The sequence below is a fragment of the Enterobacter cloacae complex sp. P17RS genome (genome assembly GCF_014895885.1).
In the GTDB taxonomy this organism is placed as follows: Bacteria; Pseudomonadota; Gammaproteobacteria; order Enterobacterales; family Enterobacteriaceae; genus Enterobacter; species Enterobacter bugandensis.
Genome location: NZ_JADBQK010000010.1, coordinates 238,692 through 256,316 on the forward strand (window position 1 = coordinate 238,692; position 17,625 = coordinate 256,316).

Genomic DNA, 17,625 nt, shown 5'->3' on the forward strand with positions numbered 1-17,625 from the left:
ATAAAATACCGGCTGTGAGGCCGGTATTTTTTTAGAGGTTACTGATGAAAATAATCATCGTCGTCATGATGGCATGCCTGCTGAGCGGCTGCGGCAGCATCATCAGCCGCACCATTCCAGGTCAGGGCCATGGCAACCAGTACTACCCGGGCGTAAAATGGGATGTCCGTGATTCCGCATGGCGCTACCTGACGGTGCTCGATCTGCCGTTCTCGCTGATTTTCGACACGCTGTTGCTGCCCATCGATGCCAGCCACGGCCCGTACGAGTAGCGTAAATTAACGCTCGTCCCATTCATCGGCTGCGGTTTGACCTTCTTCCGTATCCAGCGGTGGCTCGAGCTGAAATTCGCCCTCATCCCACTCGTGCAGCGTATTCTCCTCCAGCCATTCCTGGCGTAACTCGATTTCGTCATAGTCGCCATCAAACACGGCCTGCGCACCTGCACCGCTCAGGACCGGCAAACATTCCCCTTCTTCACCTTCGTCGGCAAAGAATTCGGCCTGCCACATAATATCCCCATCCTGCAGAACATATTTTTGGATATTAAGTTGTTGCACGTCAGCATCTTCTTCCTCAACGCCGGGATTATCGGCAAGGAACTCTTCACGAGCGGCATCAATAGCTTCTTCCAGCGTGGCGTACATGGTCATTGGTGTCTCCCTGTTTTCCAGAAGGTTTCAGGGAAAGAATAGCTGAATATCAGATTCTGCAAGTATGAATGCGAAAATAAGCCGTCAGGCGTTCTTCTTATTCCGTCACCGGCCGTAACGCGCGGGATAAACTGAACCACGAGTAAATCGCGTTGAACACCACCACGCCTGCCGTCACGATAAAGACGGCGCGAAAACCGAAGCTGGCGGAAATACCCGCCCCGAGAAGCGGCCCGGTGACGTTACCGATATCGCGAAACGACTGGTTATAGCTAAAGATACGCCCGGCAATCTGGTTCGTGGAGTTGTAGACCAGCAGGGTCTGTACGGCGGGCAGCAACGCCCCGTCGGCGGCGCCCAGCAAAAAGCGAAGCACGCCCAGCTGCCACGGAGAGTGCACCATCGACATGGGGATAAGCAGCAGGACGGAAATGATCAGTGCGCAGATCAGGATCTTTTCCGGGCCGACCCGGTCACCCAATTTCCCCAGTCTCGGTGCGCTAACCAGCGCCGCCACGCCGGGTACGGAGGCAATCAGTCCGCTGATAAACGCAATATTGCTGACGTTACCCGCCAGGTCGCGAACGTATAGGGTGAGAATAGGAGCGATCGATCCGGTTGCCACCTGAATGATCAATGTCGTTACGAACAGGCTCAGCACCAGTCTGGGATTTTTAAGCGAGGTCAGCACGTCTCTGGCGTGAAGCATCTCTTTTTTGGCGACGGGCGTAAATTTTTCACGGATGCAGACCAGGGTGACGATAAAGCACAGGAACAACACGCTGGCGGTGATGAAAAAGACCGGGCGCAGGCCGTAGTTATCCGCCAGTAATCCCCCCGCCAGCGGCCCAAGCAGGGCGCCGCTCACGCCACCGGTTGAGAGCGTGCCAAGCGCCCAGCCGCTCTTATGGCGAGGAATTTGCGTGGCGATCAGGGCGTTCGCGTTGGGAATAAACCCGCCCAATAAGCCCAGCAATGCGCGCAATATCAGGAACTGCCAGACGTTCTGCGCCACGCCCATCAGCGCCATGATTATCGCCATCCCCAGCGCCGAACGCAGCAGCATGATTTTACGTCCCTTGCGGTCGGCAAGGCCGCCCCAGAAGGGTGAGGCAATGGCGGAAAAGAGAAACGTGATGCTGAATACCAGGCCAGACCACATGTTGAGTGCGCTATGGCCCGTCACGCCCAGCTGTTCGACGTAGAGCGGCAGGAAAGGCATGACCAGGCTAAACGCCGCGCCGGTAAGAAAACAGCCAAGCCACGCAACCGTGAGGTTACGCTTCCAGTTTATGGGGGCATCTGAGGGTGTCATAACAATCCGCATAGTGAGGTGCAGAGCACCTGAGGCATGAAGTAATAAGCCTGCTAATTATGCGCCTGGGTTATGATTGCCGCAATGAGGGGGAGCTTTTAAAGCTAAAATAGCATGCGGCCCTGAGGGCCGCATGAGGATCAATAGCGGGAAGGCGTGCCTTCTGGCCGCGTTTTAAAGCGTCGATGCAGCCACATGTACTGCTCGGGTGCCAGCATGATGCACTTCTCCACAACGCCGTTCATCCAGCGCGCGGTAGTTTCCGCATCTTCCAGCGGCGGCGCGAGTTCCGGCTCAAGCATCATCAGCTCGTAACCTGAGCCATCCGGCATACGGCGGGGAACAAAGGGAACGATGGCGGCTTTGGACATCCGCGCCAGCATCCAGGTGCCGGTCGTGGTAGCGGCCTCATCAACGGCGAAGAAGGGGACAAAGACGCTGGCCTGGGGGCCATAGTCGTGATCGGGGGCATACCAGACCACTTCACCGGCCTTCAGCGCGCGGATCATGCCCTTCAGATCCTTACGGTCGATCATGCTTTTGTTGGAGCGCATGCGGCCATTGGTCTGGATGAGGTCGATAACCGGGTTGTCGTTAGGACGATAAACCCCGATGCCGGGCGCCTGCATGCCAAACATACGCGCCCCGATTTCGAGCGTCAGGAAATGGACGCCGATCAGCAGCACGCCGGTCTGATTGGCCTGAAGCGTATGCACCGGCTCCATGCCGGTGCCTGTAACCTTGCTCCAGCGGGCCATACGTTTGTCCGACCAGAACCACGCCATTCCGGTCTCCATGAGACCCATGCCGACGGATTCGAAATTCTTCGAGACCATATCATGGCGCTCTGCCTCGCTCATCTGCGGAAAGCACAGCTCAAGGTTACGATACGCGATGCGGGCGCGGCGCTTCATAAGCGTTTGCGCGAGTCGGCCTAATGATGTACCTAACCGGAAGATAACAGGGTAGGGAAGCTGTACCAGTAGCCATAAAAAGCCAATGCCAAGCCAGGTCATCCAATAGCGGGGGTGCAAAAGGGCGACGGTAAATTTTGGTAACTGGGTCATGTCTTTCCTGTGTTCAAACGTCCTGTTTCGCTATTGTCGCATTTTTTGAGACGTAGCCAAAATATCTGCCGTCGAAACCTGCACGACGACGGCAATTGTTAAGCCTGATTCATCAGGGTGTGTGAAATGTAGCGTAAATTGTGTGGATGTAAATTGGTTTTGTTTGCTATATGATGCCGACCGATTTTGATTCTCTCTGACGATTGCAGGACTTGTACACCATGCCAGTGTTACACAACCGCGTTTCGAATGAGATGTTAAAGGCGCGCATGTTGGCTGAAACCGAACCGCGCACGACCATCTCCTTCTACAAATACTTCACCATCGACGATCCGCAGGCGACCCGCGATGCGCTTTATCAGGCCTTCACGGCACTGAACGTTTTCGGGCGCGTCTACCTTGCCCGCGAAGGCATTAACGCGCAGATTAGCGTGCCGGAAAGTAAAGTGGATGCGTTCCGCGACGCGCTTTATAGCTTCGATCCGGCCCTCAACGGCTTACGCCTGAACATTGCCCTGGATGACGATGGAAAATCGTTCTGGGTGCTGCGCATGAAGGTGCGTGAACGCATCGTGGCGGACGGTATTGACGATCCTGAGTTTAACCCGGCGGACGTCGGCGAATATCTGAAGGCCGCGGAAGTGAATGCGATGCTGGACGATCCGGATGCCGTGTTCATTGATATGCGTAACCACTACGAGTACGAAGTGGGGCATTTCGAAAACGCGATGGAGATTCCGGCCGATACCTTCCGCGAGCAACTGCCTAAAGCGGTGGAGATGATGCAGGAGCATAAGGATAAAAAAATCGTTATGTACTGCACCGGCGGTATCCGCTGCGAGAAGGCCAGCGCGTGGATGAAGCACAATGGGTTCAACAAGGTCTGGCACATTGAAGGCGGTATTATCGAGTACGCCCGCCGCGCCCGTGAGCAGGGCTTACCGGTACGCTTTATCGGTAAAAACTTCGTCTTTGACGAGCGCATGGGCGAGCGCATTTCTGAAGATGTGATTGCCCAGTGCCACCAGTGCGGCGCGCCGTGCGATACCCACACCAACTGCAAAAACGACGGTTGCCACCTGCTGTTTATTCAGTGCCCGGCCTGTGCCGAGAAGTTTAACGGCTGCTGTAGCGAGCTGTGCAGCGAAGAGAGCGTCCTGCCGGAAGAAGAGCAGCGTCGTCGTCGCGCGGGGCGTGAAAACGGTAATAAGATTTTTAATAAATCACGCGGCCGTCTGAATACCAAACTGGGTATTCCTGACCCGGAATGATAATAACGCCCGGCACGGCGAAAGCCTGCCGGGCGAATCTATTACGACTTCTGCTGTACACCTTCAACGGAAATAACCAGCTCAACGTCCTGCGACGCCGGGCCTAAATCCGTTGTGATATTAAAATCTTTCAGGTGAATTTTACCCGCCGCTTCAAAACCTGCGCGTTTTCCGCCCCACGGATCGTCGCCCTGACCGATCAATTTCGCATCCAGAGTAACGGGTTTGGTTACGCCATTCAGCGTCAGATTCCCGGTAATAGCCAATTTATCACCGTCTTTCTTAACTTCCGTGGAGGTGAAGGTGGCCTGTGGGAATTTTGTGACGTTGAGGAACTCTGCGCTGCGCAGGTGTTTATCGCGCTCAGCATGGTTCGTGTCGACGCTGTTCGTATTAATGGTCACATTGACTTTGTCTGCCGCAGGATTTTTCTCGTCAAAAGTAAATGTGCCGTCGAAATCTTTAAAGGTGCCGTACAGCCAGCTGTATCCCAGGTGCTGAATGCGGAAATTGACGAAAGCGTGCTGGCCCTCTTTATCAATTTTATAGTCAGCCGCTACGGCAGAACCGGTGGTGAATAACAGAGAACCGAGGGCAATACCCAGCAGGTGTTTTTTCATTTTATGCTCCAGAGTCAACTGACGAGCGGCCAAGCATGCGCTTAAGCGTATCGTCTTTATCAATAAAATGGTGTTTAAGGGCGGCGAGCCCGTGCAGTACGGACAGGATCACCACGCTCCAGGCAAGCCAGAGGTGAACGACGCCTGCCGTATCGGCCTGAGCCCCGGCATCGCTGAGCGTTGCCGGAACCTCGAACAGGCCAAAAACGCTAATCGGTTTGCCGTCTGCCGTTGAAATGAGATAGCCGCTGATCAGAATGGCGAAGAGCAGCGCGTAGAGCGCAATATGCGCGGCAACGGCGCTGACGCGGGTTATTTTTCCATATGTCTTTAGTGGCGCGGGCGGTGGGGAAATATGTCGCCAGATGGCGCGAAATACCAGCCCCAGCATCAGCAGAACCCCGATGCTTTTATGCAGCTCGGGTGCCTGATGATACCAGCCATCGTAATAGCTGAGCGTGACCATCCAGAGTCCAAGTCCGAACATACCGTAGACGGCAATGGCAAATATCCAGTGCAAACTTATGGATATTATTCCGTAGCGCCGGGAGGAGTTACGCAATTGCATCAGAATGTCCATTTTCAAATTAACCGAAAGGTAAAAATGAACGGGAAGGCGCGATATTGCAACTGAAATAATTGACTATTGATTTTTATTTTATTTATTTCAGCGATTTTGAAAAGAAACGGCAAGATTAATTCAATGGCTTCGTGCAAGACGTATTTGGCAGAAGAAAAAATCTTAAATAAACATAAAGTAACGTCAGTTAACGTCAATTGTCACTTTCAATAAAACACAATGTAAATAACATCAACGATAGCGAGCAGCGCCCACAATAAGATGTAGAGCATAAAGTGTTCGCGAATGTTATTGATGAGGAAATCCACTATCCTGCGCATAACGCCCCACAATTGAGTACGAAGAAAACGGGCCCCGATACCCCCGGAGCCCGTGGCCGATTATCCGTTAAAACGCGAGAGTGAGAACGGGGTCAGATCAAACTGCGGCGTGATACCCTGGGCAAACTGCGCGGCGATTTCACCCAACACCGAAGCGAACTTAAAGCCGTGGCCACTCAGCCCGGTAATCAGCAGGGTGTTGTCATGTCCCGGCAGCGTATCAATGATAAAGTCTTCATCCGGCGTGTTGTCATAGGTGCAGGCCGCGCCATAAAGCAGGCCACCGACGCCCGGGAGAATATTGCGCAGGAACGAGAAGGCTTCTGAGCCGTCCTGCGGGCAGGCGCCAAACGGCTTGCGCTCCTCAGGTGAGGAGATGACCTGCCCGCCGTTGTGTTTTCCAATCTTGAGAGCGTCCTTCTCGGAAGGGAAACCGTAGAACTGATCGCCGTTGGGTAACTCGCCGGTAAAGGCCGGGAATTTATTTTGCGCGCTGTAACGCCCGTCAGACTGGAACCAGGAGAAGACCTTGCGTACCGGCTGGATCGGCAGGTCCGGGAGCAGGCGGGTAACCCAGGTTCCTGCGCTAATAAGCAGGCGGGAAGCCGAATATTCCCCGTCTACGGTTTTCACCGTAACGCCGTTTGCATCATGCGTGATGGCCTCTACGGGGCAATTGAACAGCTGCGCACAGCCCGCTTTGGCGGCAAGATCGACCCAGGTTTTGATCGCCGTTTCACAGTGCAGTACACCGGAGTTGGCTTCAAAGAGGCCGATATAATCCTCCGGGACGGTAATTTCAGGCCAGCGCGAGGTAATGGCCGCCGCGTCCAGCTTCTCTACGTCAAGATTAAAGGCTTTCGCGCTGCGTTCGACGTTGGCGAGAAATTCTGAACGGGCCGGACCGAGGTTGATGATCCCCGTGCGTTCGAAAATGCGCTCTTCAGTCTGTTTCGCCAGTTCATCCCACAGCGTCTGGGCGCGAAGCACCAGCGGGACATAGCGCTCGCCTTCGCCATACGCATGGCGGATAAGGCGGGTATCGCCATGATGGCTGCCCTCCGCATGAGGCGGAAGATGGCTATCGATCATCAGGACCTTCAGGCCTGCCTGCGTTGCGTAATAACCGGCGGCCGATCCAACGGAGCCGCTACCAATAATGATTAAGTCGTATCTCATATGCATCTCGTAAACTTACGGTTTGTTAGCAGAGTAATTAACAACGCGGGCGTAAACAAGCGGGAAATAAATAAGGCACCGCGAGGGTGCCTGTTGAGTGAAAAGTGGGCATAAGGTTAGTGCCGTTTATACTCATTTTCCTGATAGTCGCCAGATTCTATTTTTGCAATGCCTGCCTCTAAAATAGAAATAAACTGACGGGCGACGTCTGTTGTTAGCCACAGCGTCTGTCCCACTTCCGCTTCGTCACGGTTGAGTTGATTTGGGGTCTGGTAGTGCAAACGCAGCATCAGTGCATCGTAGCTATCTACGGTACTGATATCCCAGCCTACAAGCGGATGGGTCTGGATGACTTCGTTATTCTTTTCCATTATAACCCCCTTAATGCGTGTTAGAAGACAACGGCTCTGAGGTTCAATGCATGTTTTTCTGAAAGCTTCTTCAGTATACCAAGTAATAAGGGTTCCAACGGGAAAAATAAACAGGTAGCAACACATTTTTCTGCTTTTTAGGATTGTTCGAACAATAAAACACCATCTCGTTCACGATTTTTTAAGAACACGCTGAATTAATTTGAACTTTCGAAATTACAGGCAAAAAAAAGCCGGGGCGACCCGGCAAAAAACACAATGAGGGAGCAGTGTTAATCGGTTATGAACCAGTCGTCTGCGCTTTCCCACGTTTCCTGCAGGATTTCGCTGATGCGATCTTTATCTTCTTTTGCGGCACCCATGACGGAGAGGTTGTTCGCTGCGGCGTAACGCACCGTTACGGCGCCCGCGTTGTCGGGAAAGGTGTTGTTAATACGACGGGATAATTCGCCTGCCAGAGCGTCAAGCGCGCCGGCAGGCAGAACGGTAGTTTTGGCTATGGTGACTTCAATACGCATAAATGCCCCCTGTGTAATATACTGTTTATTTATACAGGCATATTATCGGTTTGACAACAAGGGGCGTTGATTTTTTAGCGTTTTACCGTCCAGCTTACGGTTTCACCTGCCAGGAAGGGGATCAGCGTGTCATCCGTCAGCGCGATAGACTCCTCAACCTGGCTCGCTTTGCGCTCCAGCTCAATGAAGGTGTCATTGACCGGCAGGCCGTAGAAGCGCGGGCCGTTGAGGGAGCAGAACGCTTCGAAATGTTCCAGCGCGTTCATCTCTTCAAATACGGTTGCGTAGCTGGCAAGCGCCGTTGGGGCGTTGAAACAGCCCGCGCAGCCGCAGCTTGCCTCTTTGCGATGGCGGGCGTGAGGCGCGGAGTCCGTGCCCAGGAACGCACGCGTGAATCCGCTGGCGACCAGCTCGCGCAGCGCCTGCTGGTGAACGTTGCGCTTGAGGATCGGCAGGCAGTACAGGTGAGGGCGCACTCCGCCCACCAGCATATGGTTACGGTTAAACATCAGATGCTGTGGGGTGATGGTCGCAGCGATCAGCTCGTTACCGTCGCGAACATACTCTGCCGCGTCTTTGGTGGTGATATGCTCAAAGACCACCTTAAGCGCCGGCAGGCGCTGGCGCAGGGGCTCCATCACGGTTTCGATAAAACGGGCTTCACGGTCGAAGATGTCAATCTCCGCATGCGTTACTTCACCGTGTACCAGCAGCGGCATGCCCAGTTTCTGCATGCGCTCCAGCACCGGCATGATGGCATCAATACTGGTGACGCCGTGGCTGGAGTTGGTGGTGGCGTTCGCCGGGTAGAGTTTCGCCGCCGTAAATACGCCTTCGTTAAACCCGCGTTCCACTTCGTTCGGATCCAGTGAATCGGTCAGGTAGCAGGTCATCAATGGAGTGAAATCATGTCCCGCCGGAACGGCATCCAGAATGCGCTGACGGTAGGCAATGGCGGCATCGACGGTGGTGACTGGCGGAACCAGGTTTGGCATGACAATCGCGCGGCCATAAATTTCACTGGTATAGGGCACGACGGTTTTCAGCATATCGCCATCGCGCAGATGGATATGCCAGTCGTCTGGGCGGCGGATTTTAAGAACCTGGGGTTGTGCAGTCATGGAAGCTCCGGCTTGTCAGGAATCAGTCATAAGGATGGCTGTTTTTGCCGGACACAAATCATAAGCGGAAACGTTTTCGTTTGCACACTTTTCCATAAAAAAAAGGGCGCCGCAGCGCCCTTCAGGTTAATCGGTGAAAGGAATAACGATCTCTCCCGGTTTCACCTCTATCCCTTTTGCGTATTTCTTCGCGAGGGCTTCACCCTTGCTGTTGTCTTCGCTTAAGACGTACGCCGGCTGCTGGTTAAAGTAGTTTCGCAGCGACTGGTTCAGATAGGGCATCAGGGTTTGCAGTACCGGCGCCATTTTGTCCGGCGAAACCTGCGCATCGACCACTTCCATCTCTTGCAGGAATATCGCCCCTTTCTCTTTGTTGAAAACGGGGAGCGCCTTCAGCTTGAGCTTGATGTTGGCTTTCTGATTGCCAAAAAGGGACGTCATATCAAGCGCGGCATCGCCTGCGAGAGTGACTTTATTCGGCTCTTCGCGACCAATCTGGCTGGTGAGATTGGTGAGCACGATGTGGGCATCGGCCAGCCCCGGCACGCCAATGTCTTTAGAGAAATTGTTATGTTTTTCCAGCGCCTGATTAATTTCCTGCTCACTGACGGTATATTGCGTAAGCTGGTTACAGCCCACCAGCAGACCGCTGACAACGAATGCCGCGGCTAAGACAATTTTCTTCATAGTGCTCCTCAACGAAAAATCGGCGCTTCTGTCCTGTTACGCCAGTATGTCAGCGTGAATGGGCAGAAACCAGCAGAAAAAACTGAGAAGTGGGGCGGGAGAGGCTCCCGCCCGAGGGAAAGGCTACGCGCCAGGCTCCAGCATGCCGCTCGCGCTGCGATTCTGGCTGAACTGCCACCACAGGGCGAGAAGCGTCATGACGCCCACCACGCCGAGCATCATCCAGGGGAGTTCCGGCTGGTTCAGCGCTTTGCCGGCATCGAACAGCCAGCCGCCGCCGGCGTAACCCAGCGCACCGCCAAAGGCCAGACCCAGGCGGCTGAAGCCCATATAGCTGCCGCGCGCACGCGCATCCGCAAGCGAGGCGCTCAGCGTTTCGCGGGCGGGCTCGGCGATGATGGAGCCGATATAGAAGGTGCAGATCAGCGTAAAAAGCTGCTGAAGCGTGTTTACCAGACCGATCGGCATCATGCTCAGCGTCATCAGAAACAGCCCTGCCATCAGACGATGCTCCAGGCGAAAACGCCGTTCACTCCAGCGGGCAATCGGGTAGAGCAGCGTTAATGACAGACAGGCTTCAATGGCGTACATCCATTTTACGGCAGCAGGCGTGCCCGCAATATCGTTCACCATGATTGGCAACATCAGCATCACCTGTACGGCGAGCATGTAATAGCCGGTCAGGGTCAACACGTAGGTGACAAAACGCCTGTCGCGCAGGACGCGTCCTAGCCCCTCCCGCACCGGGGCTTTTACCGTCGACAGCTTCCAGGCCGGAAGGTAGAGGCCGTTAAACAGGGCGCACAGAATAAACAGCACCGCCCCGGCCGCGCAAACCAGACGGAAATCGTACTGCAGCAGCCAGCTGCCCAGCAGGGCGCCAACAACCGCCCCGGCGCTGTCCTGCATCATCAGAATGGAGAAGAAACGGCCGCGGTGCTGAGGACGAATCAGCTTTACCACCAGCGCGGTGCGTGGCGGGTCAAACAGGGTGCCCCCGATGCCGGAGAGAAAGCAGGAGAACCACAGCAGCCAGGGCTCGTGGGCGATCGCCATCGTGGCAAAGCCTGCCGCGCGGAGCAGCATACCGGTCACGATCATCGGTTTAGCGCCAAAGCGGTCGGCAATAGCCCCGCCAAAGACGCCCAGACCCTGCTGGACAAACTGGCGTAGCCCCAGGGCAATCCCAACCATTAATGCCGCCCAGCCCATTTGATCGACAAAGCGGATCGAGATGAGGGGGAACACGACAAAAAAGCCGAGCACGACCAGCATGTTATCGACGAGCAGGAAATATTTACCCAGGCTCCTGGCCTGTGATACGCGGGACATTTTCCCTCCAGGGAAAATAAGAAGGTGAGCACGCTAACATTCTGCGGTGTCGCCGCGTTTTTTCCCACCCCCGGGCGCGACAATATTTTTTTATCAAAACGGTGCTTTGATAGAGAGTTCTCATCGAAAAATGTGAAAAGAGGTCAAAATGGTATGTCACTGTTTTCACAGACGGCACGGGCGCAGGTATAGTAAAGCTAATGGGTAAGCTGAAGTGACGGGAAGGAGTGGTATTGATGTTTGGCTATCGCAGTAATGTGCCAAAAGTGCGTCTGACAACGGACAGGCTGGTCGTTCGTCTTGTGCATGAGCGTGATGCCTGGCGTCTGGCGGATTATTACGCCGAGAATCGCCAGTTTTTAAAACCCTGGGAACCCGTTCGGGATGAGAGCCATTGTTACCCCTCCGGCTGGCAGGCACGCCTCAGCATGATCGCTGAATTTCATAAGCAGGGCAGCGCGTTTTATTTCGCGCTGCTGGATCCAGAAGAGAAAGAGATTATCGGGATCGCCAATTTTTCAAACGTGGTGCGGGGATCGTTTCACGCCTGCTACCTTGGCTATTCCATCGGCCAGAAATGGCAGGGGCAGGGGCTGATGTACGAGGCGTTAACGGTAGCCATCCGCTATATGCAACGCACGCAGCATATCCATCGCATTATGGCGAACTACATGCCGCATAATCAGCGCAGCGGGAATTTGCTGGCGCGTTTAGGGTTTGAGAAAGAGGGTTATGCCAAAGACTATCTGCTGATAGACGGAGAGTGGCGCGACCACGTTCTGACGGCATTAACCACCCGTGACTGGACCGCAGGTCGTTAAGGAGAAAAGATGAAGTATCAGCTAAACGGTACGGAAGCGCGCGTGATTGGGTGCTTACTCGAAAAACAGGTCACCACGCCGGAGCAGTATCCGCTCTCTGTTAATGCCGTGACCATGGCCTGCAACCAGAAGACCAACCGCGAGCCGGTGATGAATCTCAGCGAGCATGAGGTTCAGGACGTGCTGGATGCGCTGGTGAAGCGCCACTATCTGCGCACCGTCAGCGGCTTCGGCAACCGCGTGACCAAATACGAGCAGCGCTTCTGTAACTCCGAATTTGGCGATCTGAAGCTGAACAGCGCGGAAGTGGCGGTTATTACCTCGCTGCTGCTGCGCGGGGCGCAAACGCCGGGGGAACTGCGAACGCGCGCTTCCCGAATGCATGAGTTCAGCGACATGCAGGAAGTCGAGCAGACCCTGGAAGGGCTGGCCGCGCGTGAGGATGGCCCTTACGTGGTGCGCCTGGCGCGCGAGCCGGGTAAACGTGAGAGCCGCTACATGCATCTCTTCAGCGGCGACGTTGACGCCGCAAGCGTGGCGACGGAATCGAGCCCTGCAACCCGTGACGACCTTGCCGCGCGCGTAGAGGCGCTGGAAGACGAGGTGGCCGGGCTGAAACAGCGTCTGGATGCACTGCTGGCACATTTGGGAGACTAACGGTGAAAAAATTACGCATTGGCGTGGTGGGGCTGGGCGGTATTGCACAGAAAGCCTGGCTGCCCGTATTGGGCGCTGCGTCTGACTGGACGCTGCAAGGGGCATGGTCACCCACCCGAGAAAAGGCAGAACGTATCTGTGAAACCTGGCGTATCCCGTATGCGGCATCGCTCCAGGATCTGGCCCGCGAGTGCGATGCGGTCTTTGTGCATACCTCAACGGCAACCCACTATCAGGTGGTGAGCGAGTTGCTCAATGCGGGGGTTCACGTCTGCGTGGATAAACCGCTGGCGGAAAATGTTCAGGACGCCGAACGGCTGATTGAGCTGGCGGCACGTAAAAAACTGACGCTGATGGTCGGTTTCAACCGCCGCTTCGCGCCGCTTTACCAGCAGCTGAAGGCGCAGTCCGGCAATATGGCCTCGCTGCGCATGGATAAGCACCGCACCGACAGCGTGGGTCCAAACGATCTACGCTTTACCCTTCTCGATGACTACCTCCACGTGGTGGACACCGCGCTGTGGCTGACTAACGGCGAAGCCCTGCTGAAAAGCGGCACTCTTGTCACCAACGAACAGGGGCAGATGGTGTATGCGGAACACCATTTTGCCGTTGAGCATCTTCAGGTCACCACCAGCATGCACCGCCGCGCGGGCAGCCAGCGGGAATCCGTGCAGGCGGTAACCGACGGCGCGCTGTACGACGTTACCGACATGCGTGAATGGCGGGAAGAGAAGGGCGGCGGCGTGGTGATGCAGCCGGTACCCGGCTGGCAAAGCACTCTGGAGCAACGAGGTTTCGCTGGATGTGCCCGCCACTTTATCACCTGCGTGCAAAATCAGACGGTTCCTGAAACGTCCGGCGAGCAGGCCATTCTGGCTCAGCGCATTGTGGAACGGCTCTGGCGCGAGGCCATGAGTGAATAACTCGCTGTAACATCTGCGGATAGTAATTCGTTGAAATCGGGTTAGACTAAGCGCCGCTTGTTGGCATTGCCGGGTGGCGCTTATGCGTTCCCGGTCTATAAATCCGTATGGTTCTGGAAATTCACGTTAATGAACTTATTAAAATCGCTGGCGGCCGTCAGCTCGATGACCATGTTCTCTCGCGTTCTCGGTTTTGCGCGCGATGCCATTGTGGCAAGGGTCTTTGGTGCAGGGATGGCAACGGACGCCTTTTTCGTGGCGTTCAAGCTGCCGAACCTGCTGCGTCGCATTTTTGCTGAAGGGGCGTTCTCCCAGGCGTTTGTGCCCATTCTGGCGGAATATAAAAGCAAGCAGGGTGAAGACGCGACGCGCGTGTTTGTCTCTTATGTCTCCGGGTTGCTGACGCTGGCGCTGGCCGTGGTGACGGTAGTCGGTATGCTGGCCGCGCCCTGGGTCATTATGGTGACCGCGCCCGGCTTTGCCGACACGGCGGATAAATTTGCTCTGACCTCGCAGCTTCTGCGCATTACCTTCCCCTATATTCTGCTGATCTCGCTGGCCTCGCTGGTGGGGGCGATCCTGAACACCTGGAACCGCTTCTCCGTTCCGGCGTTTGCGCCGACGTTTCTCAACGTCAGCATGATCGGTTTTGCGCTGTTCGCCGCGCCGCACTTCAACCCGCCGGTGCTGGCCCTGGCCTGGGCGGTCACCGTGGGCGGCGTGCTGCAGCTGGCGTATCAGCTGCCGCACCTGAAAAAAATCGGCATGCTGGTGCTGCCGCGTATCAACCTGAAAGATGCCGGGGCGATGCGCGTTATCAAGCAGATGGGGCCCGCCATTCTTGGCGTCTCCGTCAGCCAGATCTCGCTGATTATCAACACCATTTTTGCCTCTTTCCTGGTGTCGGGTTCTGTCTCGTGGATGTACTACGCTGACCGCCTGATGGAGTTCCCGTCCGGCGTGCTGGGCGTGGCGCTGGGGACCATCCTGCTGCCGTCGCTGTCGAAAAGCTTTGCCAGCGGCAACCATGACGAATACTGCCGCCTGATGGACTGGGGCCTGCGTCTCTGCTTCCTGCTGGCCCTGCCAAGCGCGGTAGCGCTGGGGATCCTCGCCAAGCCGCTGACGGTATCGCTTTTCCAGTACGGGAAATTCACCGCGTTTGACGCCGCGATGACCCAGCGCGCGCTGGTCGCTTACTCGGTGGGATTGATGGGGCTGATTGTCGTCAAAGTGCTGGCACCAGGGTTCTATTCACGTCAGGACATTAAAACGCCGGTGAAAATTGCCATTGTGACGCTGATTATGACGCAACTGATGAACCTGGCATTTATCGGCCCGCTGAAGCATGCCGGCCTGTCGCTGTCTATTGGTCTGGCGGCCTGTCTGAATGCCGGGCTGCTTTACTGGCAGCTGCGCAAGCAGGATATCTTTACGCCGCAGCCGGGGTGGGCAAGTTTCCTCGTGCGTTTGGTCGTGGCGGTGCTGGTGATGTCTGCGGCACTCATCGGGATGATGTACGTCATGCCGGAGTGGTCTCTGGGCACGATGCCTTATCGTCTGATGCGGCTGATGGCCGTGGTGGGCGTTGGGGTGGTAGCGTATTTTGCCACGCTCGCCGTGCTGGGCTTCAAAGTGAAAGAGTTTACCCGCCGGACGGCATAAACGCCAAAAGGGGAGTTCACCTCAGGGTGCTCCCCACTGCAAGATTTGTCGCTTACGCGTCAAATCGAAATCTTTTTTACACCCGCAATACGTGCCGTCGCCGTCTGACCATCCGCGCCGTACAGTCCGGTTTCTTTATGCGGCTTCAGCACCTCAAGCGCCTGCTGATTACGCTCTATCTGGCCTTCAAGCAGCCAGCCGTTATGCTGGTTGAGATCGCGCAGATGCTGGGTTTTTTCAGTAATGGTCTGCCAGCGCTCGGCAATATCGTCATTGGCGCTGCGCTTCGAGTCCTGCTCGGCGCGGCGCTGCTGCTCCAGATAATCCAGCGTGGCCAGCAGCGAACTCTTATCTTCAGTAATACGCTGCAGCGCGCTGCCGTTAATGTGACCGGAAGAGAGATGCTGCTGTTCAGCGTCCATTACCGTTTTCAGGTCGTTCAGGACAACCGTCATTTGATCCAGTATTTCTGACAGTCGACTCATACGGTTAGTTACTCTGTAAGAAACTCTGTGCTTCCTGAATCAGGGCATCAGCGATTTTGCTGGTGTCCATTTTCAGCTCACCGTTGCGAATAGCCGTTTTCAGCGCTTCAACACGTTCCATATTGATATCGTTGCTGCCTGGCTGCATCAGTTTTGCCTGGGCATCGCTCAGGGTCACGCTGGTGCTGTTAGACGTTGACGGTTTTTCCAGACGCGTTTTCTGAGGGGTAGCGTCGTTCGTTTCGCGAGGCTGTACAGCGCTTACCGGCTTCAGGGCTGATGTACGATCAATGCTCATAGTGTTGTCCTCATCGAGGGTTCGCGGCGTTTGCGCCTGACATCATCATTAGTGGAATATTTATCGGCACGCGCCGCGAAATCTTTAAAAAGATTATAGGTTAATCAGAATATTCCCATCAGAATCGACGGTTCCGCTCACCACCTGGCCTGAGGACATTCTGACGCGGGCGTTTTGCGCTACCGCGGCATTGTTTAACGCTTTCCCTTCACTGTTGATGCTAAAGCCGTCTCCGTTGGCAACGACCATCACCTGCTGTCCCGCTTTGACACGCCACGCCTGGCGCAGCATGGAGAGCTGAATCGGCTGGCCCGGCGCGACATCGCGCAGGCTGACGGCGTCCTGTGCCTGGTTAATGTCCAGCATTGTCCGCGGCGGGAGCTGATCCAGACGCCCGCGCTTTAACGTCACGCTGTTTGCCTGCAGTGCGCTGCCACGCACAATGGGTACGGCGGCGACAACATAATTGCCCGTCGCCTGAACTGCAACCTGTAAATAGCGTTTTTCGTTGGCGCAGCGTGCCAGGACGTTCACATTGCCCCACAGCTTCGTGGTCCCCGTCACGCTGAATGACGGTTGCTCGCAGGTCGGATACAGATTCGGCGGCGTGCGGATAGTCACGTTAACGTCATCGCTAAAGCCCGCCAGCTTCTGGGCAAAAAAATTCGTCAGCGCATCCTGTAAATCCCCGGCATTCACCAGAGGGCTAAACAGCAAGAAAGTTGCCATCAGGCCACGTTTTAACGTTTGCATCGCAAGTTCCACCGTTTCCAGAGTTGGATGAATTCTACCTGCAGTGGTTTTGCATCAACGGAATAAATAGCGACGCATTTTGTGCTTATTCCGTCGATAGGGGAGACCGGGTGAGATTTAAGCTGTGAACTGAAATTTTGCCATCAGCGGAGGAGACATGCTCGATAAACTCGACGCCGCGTTACGTTTTCAGCAGGAAGCGCTCAATTTACGCGCCCAGCGGCAGGAGATTTTAGCCGCCAACATCGCTAACGCCGATACGCCCGGGTATCAGGCGCGCGATATTGATTTTTCCAGTGAGCTCAAAAAGGTGATGGAGCGTGGACGTGCCGAAGGAACCGGTGTTGCACTCGCCATGACATCCTCTCGCCATATTCCCGCTCAGGCGATGACCGCGCCAGCGACCGATTTACTTTATCGCATCCCTGACCAGCCTTCACTCGACGGTAACACCGTGGATATGGACCGGGAGCGTACGCAGTTTGCCGATAACAGCCTGAAATACCAGACGGGCCTGACCGTACTCGGCGGACAAATCAAAGGCATGATGAACGTCCTGCAGGGGGGCAACTGATAAATGGCCTTGCTGAATATTTTTGATATCGCCGGCTCGGCGTTAACCGCCCAGTCCAAACGTCTGAACGTGGCCGCCAGTAACCTGGCGAACGCCGACAGCGTGACCGGACCTGACGGACAGCCTTATCGTGCCAAACAGGTTGTGTTTCAGGTCGACGCTGCGCCAGGCGCGGCAACGGGCGGCGTGAAGGTGTCTGACGTGGTTGAGAGCCAGGCGCCGGACAAGCTGGTGTATGAGCCAGGTAACCCGCTCGCGGACGCTAACGGATACGTGAAGATGCCAAACGTGGATGTGGTAGGCGAGATGGTGAACTCCATGTCGGCGTCCCGTAGCTACCAGGCGAACGTCGAAGTGCTTAATACCGTGAAGAGCATGATGCTCAAAACACTCACTCTCGGCCAGTAAAGGA

General features: G+C 55.4%; 23 protein-coding genes. 8 read left to right on the forward strand and 15 right to left on the reverse strand.

Annotated elements, in window-relative coordinates:
• Positions 1 to 44 precede the first annotated feature (44 nt).
• Positions 45 to 272, forward strand: a complete 228-nt coding sequence (locus tag IM265_RS11220; protein WP_013097162.1) for a YceK/YidQ family lipoprotein — start codon at positions 45 to 47, stop codon at positions 270 to 272.
• Positions 273 to 278: 6 nt separating this feature from the next.
• On the opposite strand, the gene IM265_RS11225 is transcribed toward IM265_RS11220, so the two are convergent.
• The 3 genes from IM265_RS11225 to IM265_RS11235 form a co-directional block, all read right to left on the reverse strand.
• Complete coding sequence (locus IM265_RS11225) at positions 279 to 653, reverse strand: MysB family protein (RefSeq protein WP_028012687.1); 375 nt, start codon at positions 651 to 653, stop codon at positions 279 to 281.
• Positions 654 to 750: 97 nt separating this feature from the next.
• Positions 751 to 1,968, reverse strand: a complete 1,218-nt coding sequence (gene mdtG, locus IM265_RS11230; RefSeq protein WP_150143358.1) for a multidrug efflux MFS transporter MdtG — start codon at positions 1,966 to 1,968, stop codon at positions 751 to 753.
• A gap of 140 nt (positions 1,969 to 2,108) precedes the next feature.
• Positions 2,109 to 3,035: a Kdo(2)-lipid IV(A) acyltransferase gene (locus IM265_RS11235; protein WP_047368277.1), complete on the reverse strand. Its 927-nt coding sequence runs from the start codon at positions 3,033 to 3,035 to the stop codon at positions 2,109 to 2,111.
• Between the two features lie 221 nt (positions 3,036 to 3,256).
• Between IM265_RS11235 and IM265_RS11240 the strand changes: the two genes are divergently transcribed.
• Positions 3,257 to 4,306: a rhodanese-related sulfurtransferase gene (locus IM265_RS11240; protein WP_048956746.1), complete on the forward strand. Its 1,050-nt coding sequence runs from the start codon at positions 3,257 to 3,259 to the stop codon at positions 4,304 to 4,306.
• A 41-nt stretch (positions 4,307 to 4,347) separates the two neighbouring features.
• Here IM265_RS11240 and IM265_RS11245 read toward each other — a convergent pair whose 3' ends face one another.
• The 9 genes from IM265_RS11245 to mdtH form a co-directional block, all read right to left on the reverse strand.
• Positions 4,348 to 4,926, reverse strand: a complete 579-nt coding sequence (locus IM265_RS11245) for a YceI family protein (RefSeq protein WP_028012691.1) — start codon at positions 4,924 to 4,926, stop codon at positions 4,348 to 4,350.
• A gap of 1 nt (position 4,927) precedes the next feature.
• Entirely contained in the window at positions 4,928 to 5,494 is a 567-nt protein-coding gene (locus IM265_RS11250; RefSeq protein ID WP_028012692.1) for a cytochrome b, read from the reverse strand.
• Between the two features lie 218 nt (positions 5,495 to 5,712).
• On the reverse strand, positions 5,713 to 5,826 hold the full coding sequence (locus IM265_RS11255; RefSeq protein ID WP_032644857.1) for a YceO family protein: 114 nt from the start codon (positions 5,824 to 5,826) through the stop codon (positions 5,713 to 5,715).
• A 60-nt stretch (positions 5,827 to 5,886) separates the two neighbouring features.
• The gene (solA, locus tag IM265_RS11260) at positions 5,887 to 7,005 is read right to left on the reverse strand and encodes an N-methyl-L-tryptophan oxidase (protein WP_193030991.1); all 1,119 of its coding nucleotides are present in this window, start codon (positions 7,003 to 7,005) and stop codon (positions 5,887 to 5,889) included.
• Positions 7,006 to 7,121: 116 nt separating this feature from the next.
• Positions 7,122 to 7,376 (reverse strand): biofilm formation regulator BssS, encoded by a 255-nt coding sequence (gene bssS / locus IM265_RS11265; protein WP_023299782.1) that lies wholly within the window; start codon positions 7,374 to 7,376, stop codon positions 7,122 to 7,124.
• Positions 7,377 to 7,648: 272 nt separating this feature from the next.
• A complete protein-coding gene (gene dinI, locus IM265_RS11270) occupies positions 7,649 to 7,894 on the reverse strand; it encodes a DNA damage-inducible protein I (RefSeq protein ID WP_028012694.1) in 246 nt (81 codons plus the stop codon).
• 74 nt (positions 7,895 to 7,968) lie between these two features.
• Positions 7,969 to 9,015 (reverse strand): dihydroorotase, encoded by a 1,047-nt coding sequence (pyrC, locus tag IM265_RS11275; protein WP_028012695.1) that lies wholly within the window; start codon positions 9,013 to 9,015, stop codon positions 7,969 to 7,971.
• 126 nt (positions 9,016 to 9,141) lie between these two features.
• Positions 9,142 to 9,702, reverse strand: coding sequence for a lipoprotein (locus IM265_RS11280; RefSeq protein WP_028012696.1), 561 nt, complete (start codon positions 9,700 to 9,702; stop codon positions 9,142 to 9,144).
• 123 nt (positions 9,703 to 9,825) lie between these two features.
• Positions 9,826 to 11,034, reverse strand: a complete 1,209-nt coding sequence (gene mdtH / locus IM265_RS11285; RefSeq protein ID WP_193030993.1) for a multidrug efflux MFS transporter MdtH — start codon at positions 11,032 to 11,034, stop codon at positions 9,826 to 9,828.
• A gap of 236 nt (positions 11,035 to 11,270) precedes the next feature.
• Between mdtH and rimJ the strand changes: the two genes are divergently transcribed.
• The 4 genes from rimJ to murJ all read left to right on the forward strand — a co-directional run bounded on the left by rimJ (position 11,271) and on the right by murJ (position 15,103).
• Positions 11,271 to 11,855 carry a ribosomal protein S5-alanine N-acetyltransferase gene (gene rimJ / locus IM265_RS11290; protein ID WP_013097146.1) on the forward strand — a complete coding sequence of 195 codons (585 nt, stop codon included), beginning with the start codon at positions 11,271 to 11,273 and terminating at the stop codon, positions 11,853 to 11,855.
• 9 nt (positions 11,856 to 11,864) lie between these two features.
• Positions 11,865 to 12,512: a YceH family protein gene (locus IM265_RS11295; RefSeq protein ID WP_069732489.1), complete on the forward strand. Its 648-nt coding sequence runs from the start codon at positions 11,865 to 11,867 to the stop codon at positions 12,510 to 12,512.
• 2 nt (positions 12,513 to 12,514) lie between these two features.
• A complete protein-coding gene (locus IM265_RS11300) occupies positions 12,515 to 13,438 on the forward strand; it encodes a Gfo/Idh/MocA family protein (RefSeq protein WP_047368281.1) in 924 nt (307 codons plus the stop codon).
• A gap of 129 nt (positions 13,439 to 13,567) precedes the next feature.
• Positions 13,568 to 15,103 carry a murein biosynthesis integral membrane protein MurJ gene (gene murJ, locus IM265_RS11305; RefSeq protein WP_028012700.1) on the forward strand — a complete coding sequence of 512 codons (1,536 nt, stop codon included), beginning with the start codon at positions 13,568 to 13,570 and terminating at the stop codon, positions 15,101 to 15,103.
• 59 nt (positions 15,104 to 15,162) lie between these two features.
• Here murJ and flgN read toward each other — a convergent pair whose 3' ends face one another.
• The 3 genes from flgN to flgA form a co-directional block, all read right to left on the reverse strand.
• Positions 15,163 to 15,588: a flagella biosynthesis chaperone FlgN gene (flgN, locus tag IM265_RS11310; protein WP_028012701.1), complete on the reverse strand. Its 426-nt coding sequence runs from the start codon at positions 15,586 to 15,588 to the stop codon at positions 15,163 to 15,165.
• A 4-nt stretch (positions 15,589 to 15,592) separates the two neighbouring features.
• Positions 15,593 to 15,886 (reverse strand): flagellar biosynthesis anti-sigma factor FlgM, encoded by a 294-nt coding sequence (flgM, locus tag IM265_RS11315; RefSeq protein ID WP_014883360.1) that lies wholly within the window; start codon positions 15,884 to 15,886, stop codon positions 15,593 to 15,595.
• Positions 15,887 to 15,979: 93 nt separating this feature from the next.
• Positions 15,980 to 16,639: a flagellar basal body P-ring formation chaperone FlgA gene (flgA, locus tag IM265_RS11320; RefSeq protein ID WP_028012702.1), complete on the reverse strand. Its 660-nt coding sequence runs from the start codon at positions 16,637 to 16,639 to the stop codon at positions 15,980 to 15,982.
• Between the two features lie 157 nt (positions 16,640 to 16,796).
• Here flgA and flgB point away from each other — a divergent pair, with 157 nt between their 5' ends.
• On the forward strand, positions 16,797 to 17,213 hold the full coding sequence (gene flgB, locus IM265_RS11325) for a flagellar basal body rod protein FlgB (RefSeq protein ID WP_008500815.1): 417 nt from the start codon (positions 16,797 to 16,799) through the stop codon (positions 17,211 to 17,213).
• 3 nt (positions 17,214 to 17,216) lie between these two features.
• On the forward strand, positions 17,217 to 17,621 hold the full coding sequence (gene flgC, locus IM265_RS11330; RefSeq protein ID WP_013097138.1) for a flagellar basal body rod protein FlgC: 405 nt from the start codon (positions 17,217 to 17,219) through the stop codon (positions 17,619 to 17,621).
• Positions 17,622 to 17,625: the final 4 nt, after the last annotated feature.

What these genes read in the sequence shown, in the direction of transcription:
- IM265_RS11220 (WP_013097162.1), top strand. Translation starts at nt 45, where the DNA reads ATGAAAATAATCATCGTCGTCATGATGGCATGCCTGCTGAGCGGCTGC.
- IM265_RS11225 (WP_028012687.1), bottom strand. Translation starts at nt 653, where the DNA reads ATGACCATGTACGCCACGCTGGAAGAAGCTATTGATGCCGCTCGTGAA.
- mdtG (WP_150143358.1), bottom strand. Translation starts at nt 1,968, where the DNA reads ATGACACCCTCAGATGCCCCCATAAACTGGAAGCGTAACCTCACGGTT.
- IM265_RS11235 (WP_047368277.1), bottom strand. Translation starts at nt 3,035, where the DNA reads ATGACCCAGTTACCAAAATTTACCGTCGCCCTTTTGCACCCCCGCTAT.
- IM265_RS11240 (WP_048956746.1), top strand. Translation starts at nt 3,257, where the DNA reads ATGCCAGTGTTACACAACCGCGTTTCGAATGAGATGTTAAAGGCGCGC.
- IM265_RS11245 (WP_028012691.1), bottom strand. Translation starts at nt 4,926, where the DNA reads ATGAAAAAACACCTGCTGGGTATTGCCCTCGGTTCTCTGTTATTCACC.
- IM265_RS11250 (WP_028012692.1), bottom strand. Translation starts at nt 5,494, where the DNA reads ATGCAATTGCGTAACTCCTCCCGGCGCTACGGAATAATATCCATAAGT.
- IM265_RS11255 (WP_032644857.1), bottom strand. Translation starts at nt 5,826, where the DNA reads ATGCGCAGGATAGTGGATTTCCTCATCAATAACATTCGCGAACACTTT.
- solA (WP_193030991.1), bottom strand. Translation starts at nt 7,005, where the DNA reads ATGAGATACGACTTAATCATTATTGGTAGCGGCTCCGTTGGATCGGCC.
- bssS (WP_023299782.1), bottom strand. Translation starts at nt 7,376, where the DNA reads ATGGAAAAGAATAACGAAGTCATCCAGACCCATCCGCTTGTAGGCTGG.
- dinI (WP_028012694.1), bottom strand. Translation starts at nt 7,894, where the DNA reads ATGCGTATTGAAGTCACCATAGCCAAAACTACCGTTCTGCCTGCCGGC.
- pyrC (WP_028012695.1), bottom strand. Translation starts at nt 9,015, where the DNA reads ATGACTGCACAACCCCAGGTTCTTAAAATCCGCCGCCCAGACGACTGG.
- IM265_RS11280 (WP_028012696.1), bottom strand. Translation starts at nt 9,702, where the DNA reads ATGAAGAAAATTGTCTTAGCCGCGGCATTCGTTGTCAGCGGTCTGCTG.
- mdtH (WP_193030993.1), bottom strand. Translation starts at nt 11,034, where the DNA reads ATGTCCCGCGTATCACAGGCCAGGAGCCTGGGTAAATATTTCCTGCTC.
- rimJ (WP_013097146.1), top strand. Translation starts at nt 11,271, where the DNA reads ATGTTTGGCTATCGCAGTAATGTGCCAAAAGTGCGTCTGACAACGGAC.
- IM265_RS11295 (WP_069732489.1), top strand. Translation starts at nt 11,865, where the DNA reads ATGAAGTATCAGCTAAACGGTACGGAAGCGCGCGTGATTGGGTGCTTA.
- murJ (WP_028012700.1), top strand. Translation starts at nt 13,568, where the DNA reads ATGAACTTATTAAAATCGCTGGCGGCCGTCAGCTCGATGACCATGTTC.
- flgN (WP_028012701.1), bottom strand. Translation starts at nt 15,588, where the DNA reads ATGAGTCGACTGTCAGAAATACTGGATCAAATGACGGTTGTCCTGAAC.
- flgM (WP_014883360.1), bottom strand. Translation starts at nt 15,886, where the DNA reads ATGAGCATTGATCGTACATCAGCCCTGAAGCCGGTAAGCGCTGTACAG.
- flgA (WP_028012702.1), bottom strand. Translation starts at nt 16,639, where the DNA reads ATGCAAACGTTAAAACGTGGCCTGATGGCAACTTTCTTGCTGTTTAGC.
- flgB (WP_008500815.1), top strand. Translation starts at nt 16,797, where the DNA reads ATGCTCGATAAACTCGACGCCGCGTTACGTTTTCAGCAGGAAGCGCTC.
- flgC (WP_013097138.1), top strand. Translation starts at nt 17,217, where the DNA reads ATGGCCTTGCTGAATATTTTTGATATCGCCGGCTCGGCGTTAACCGCC.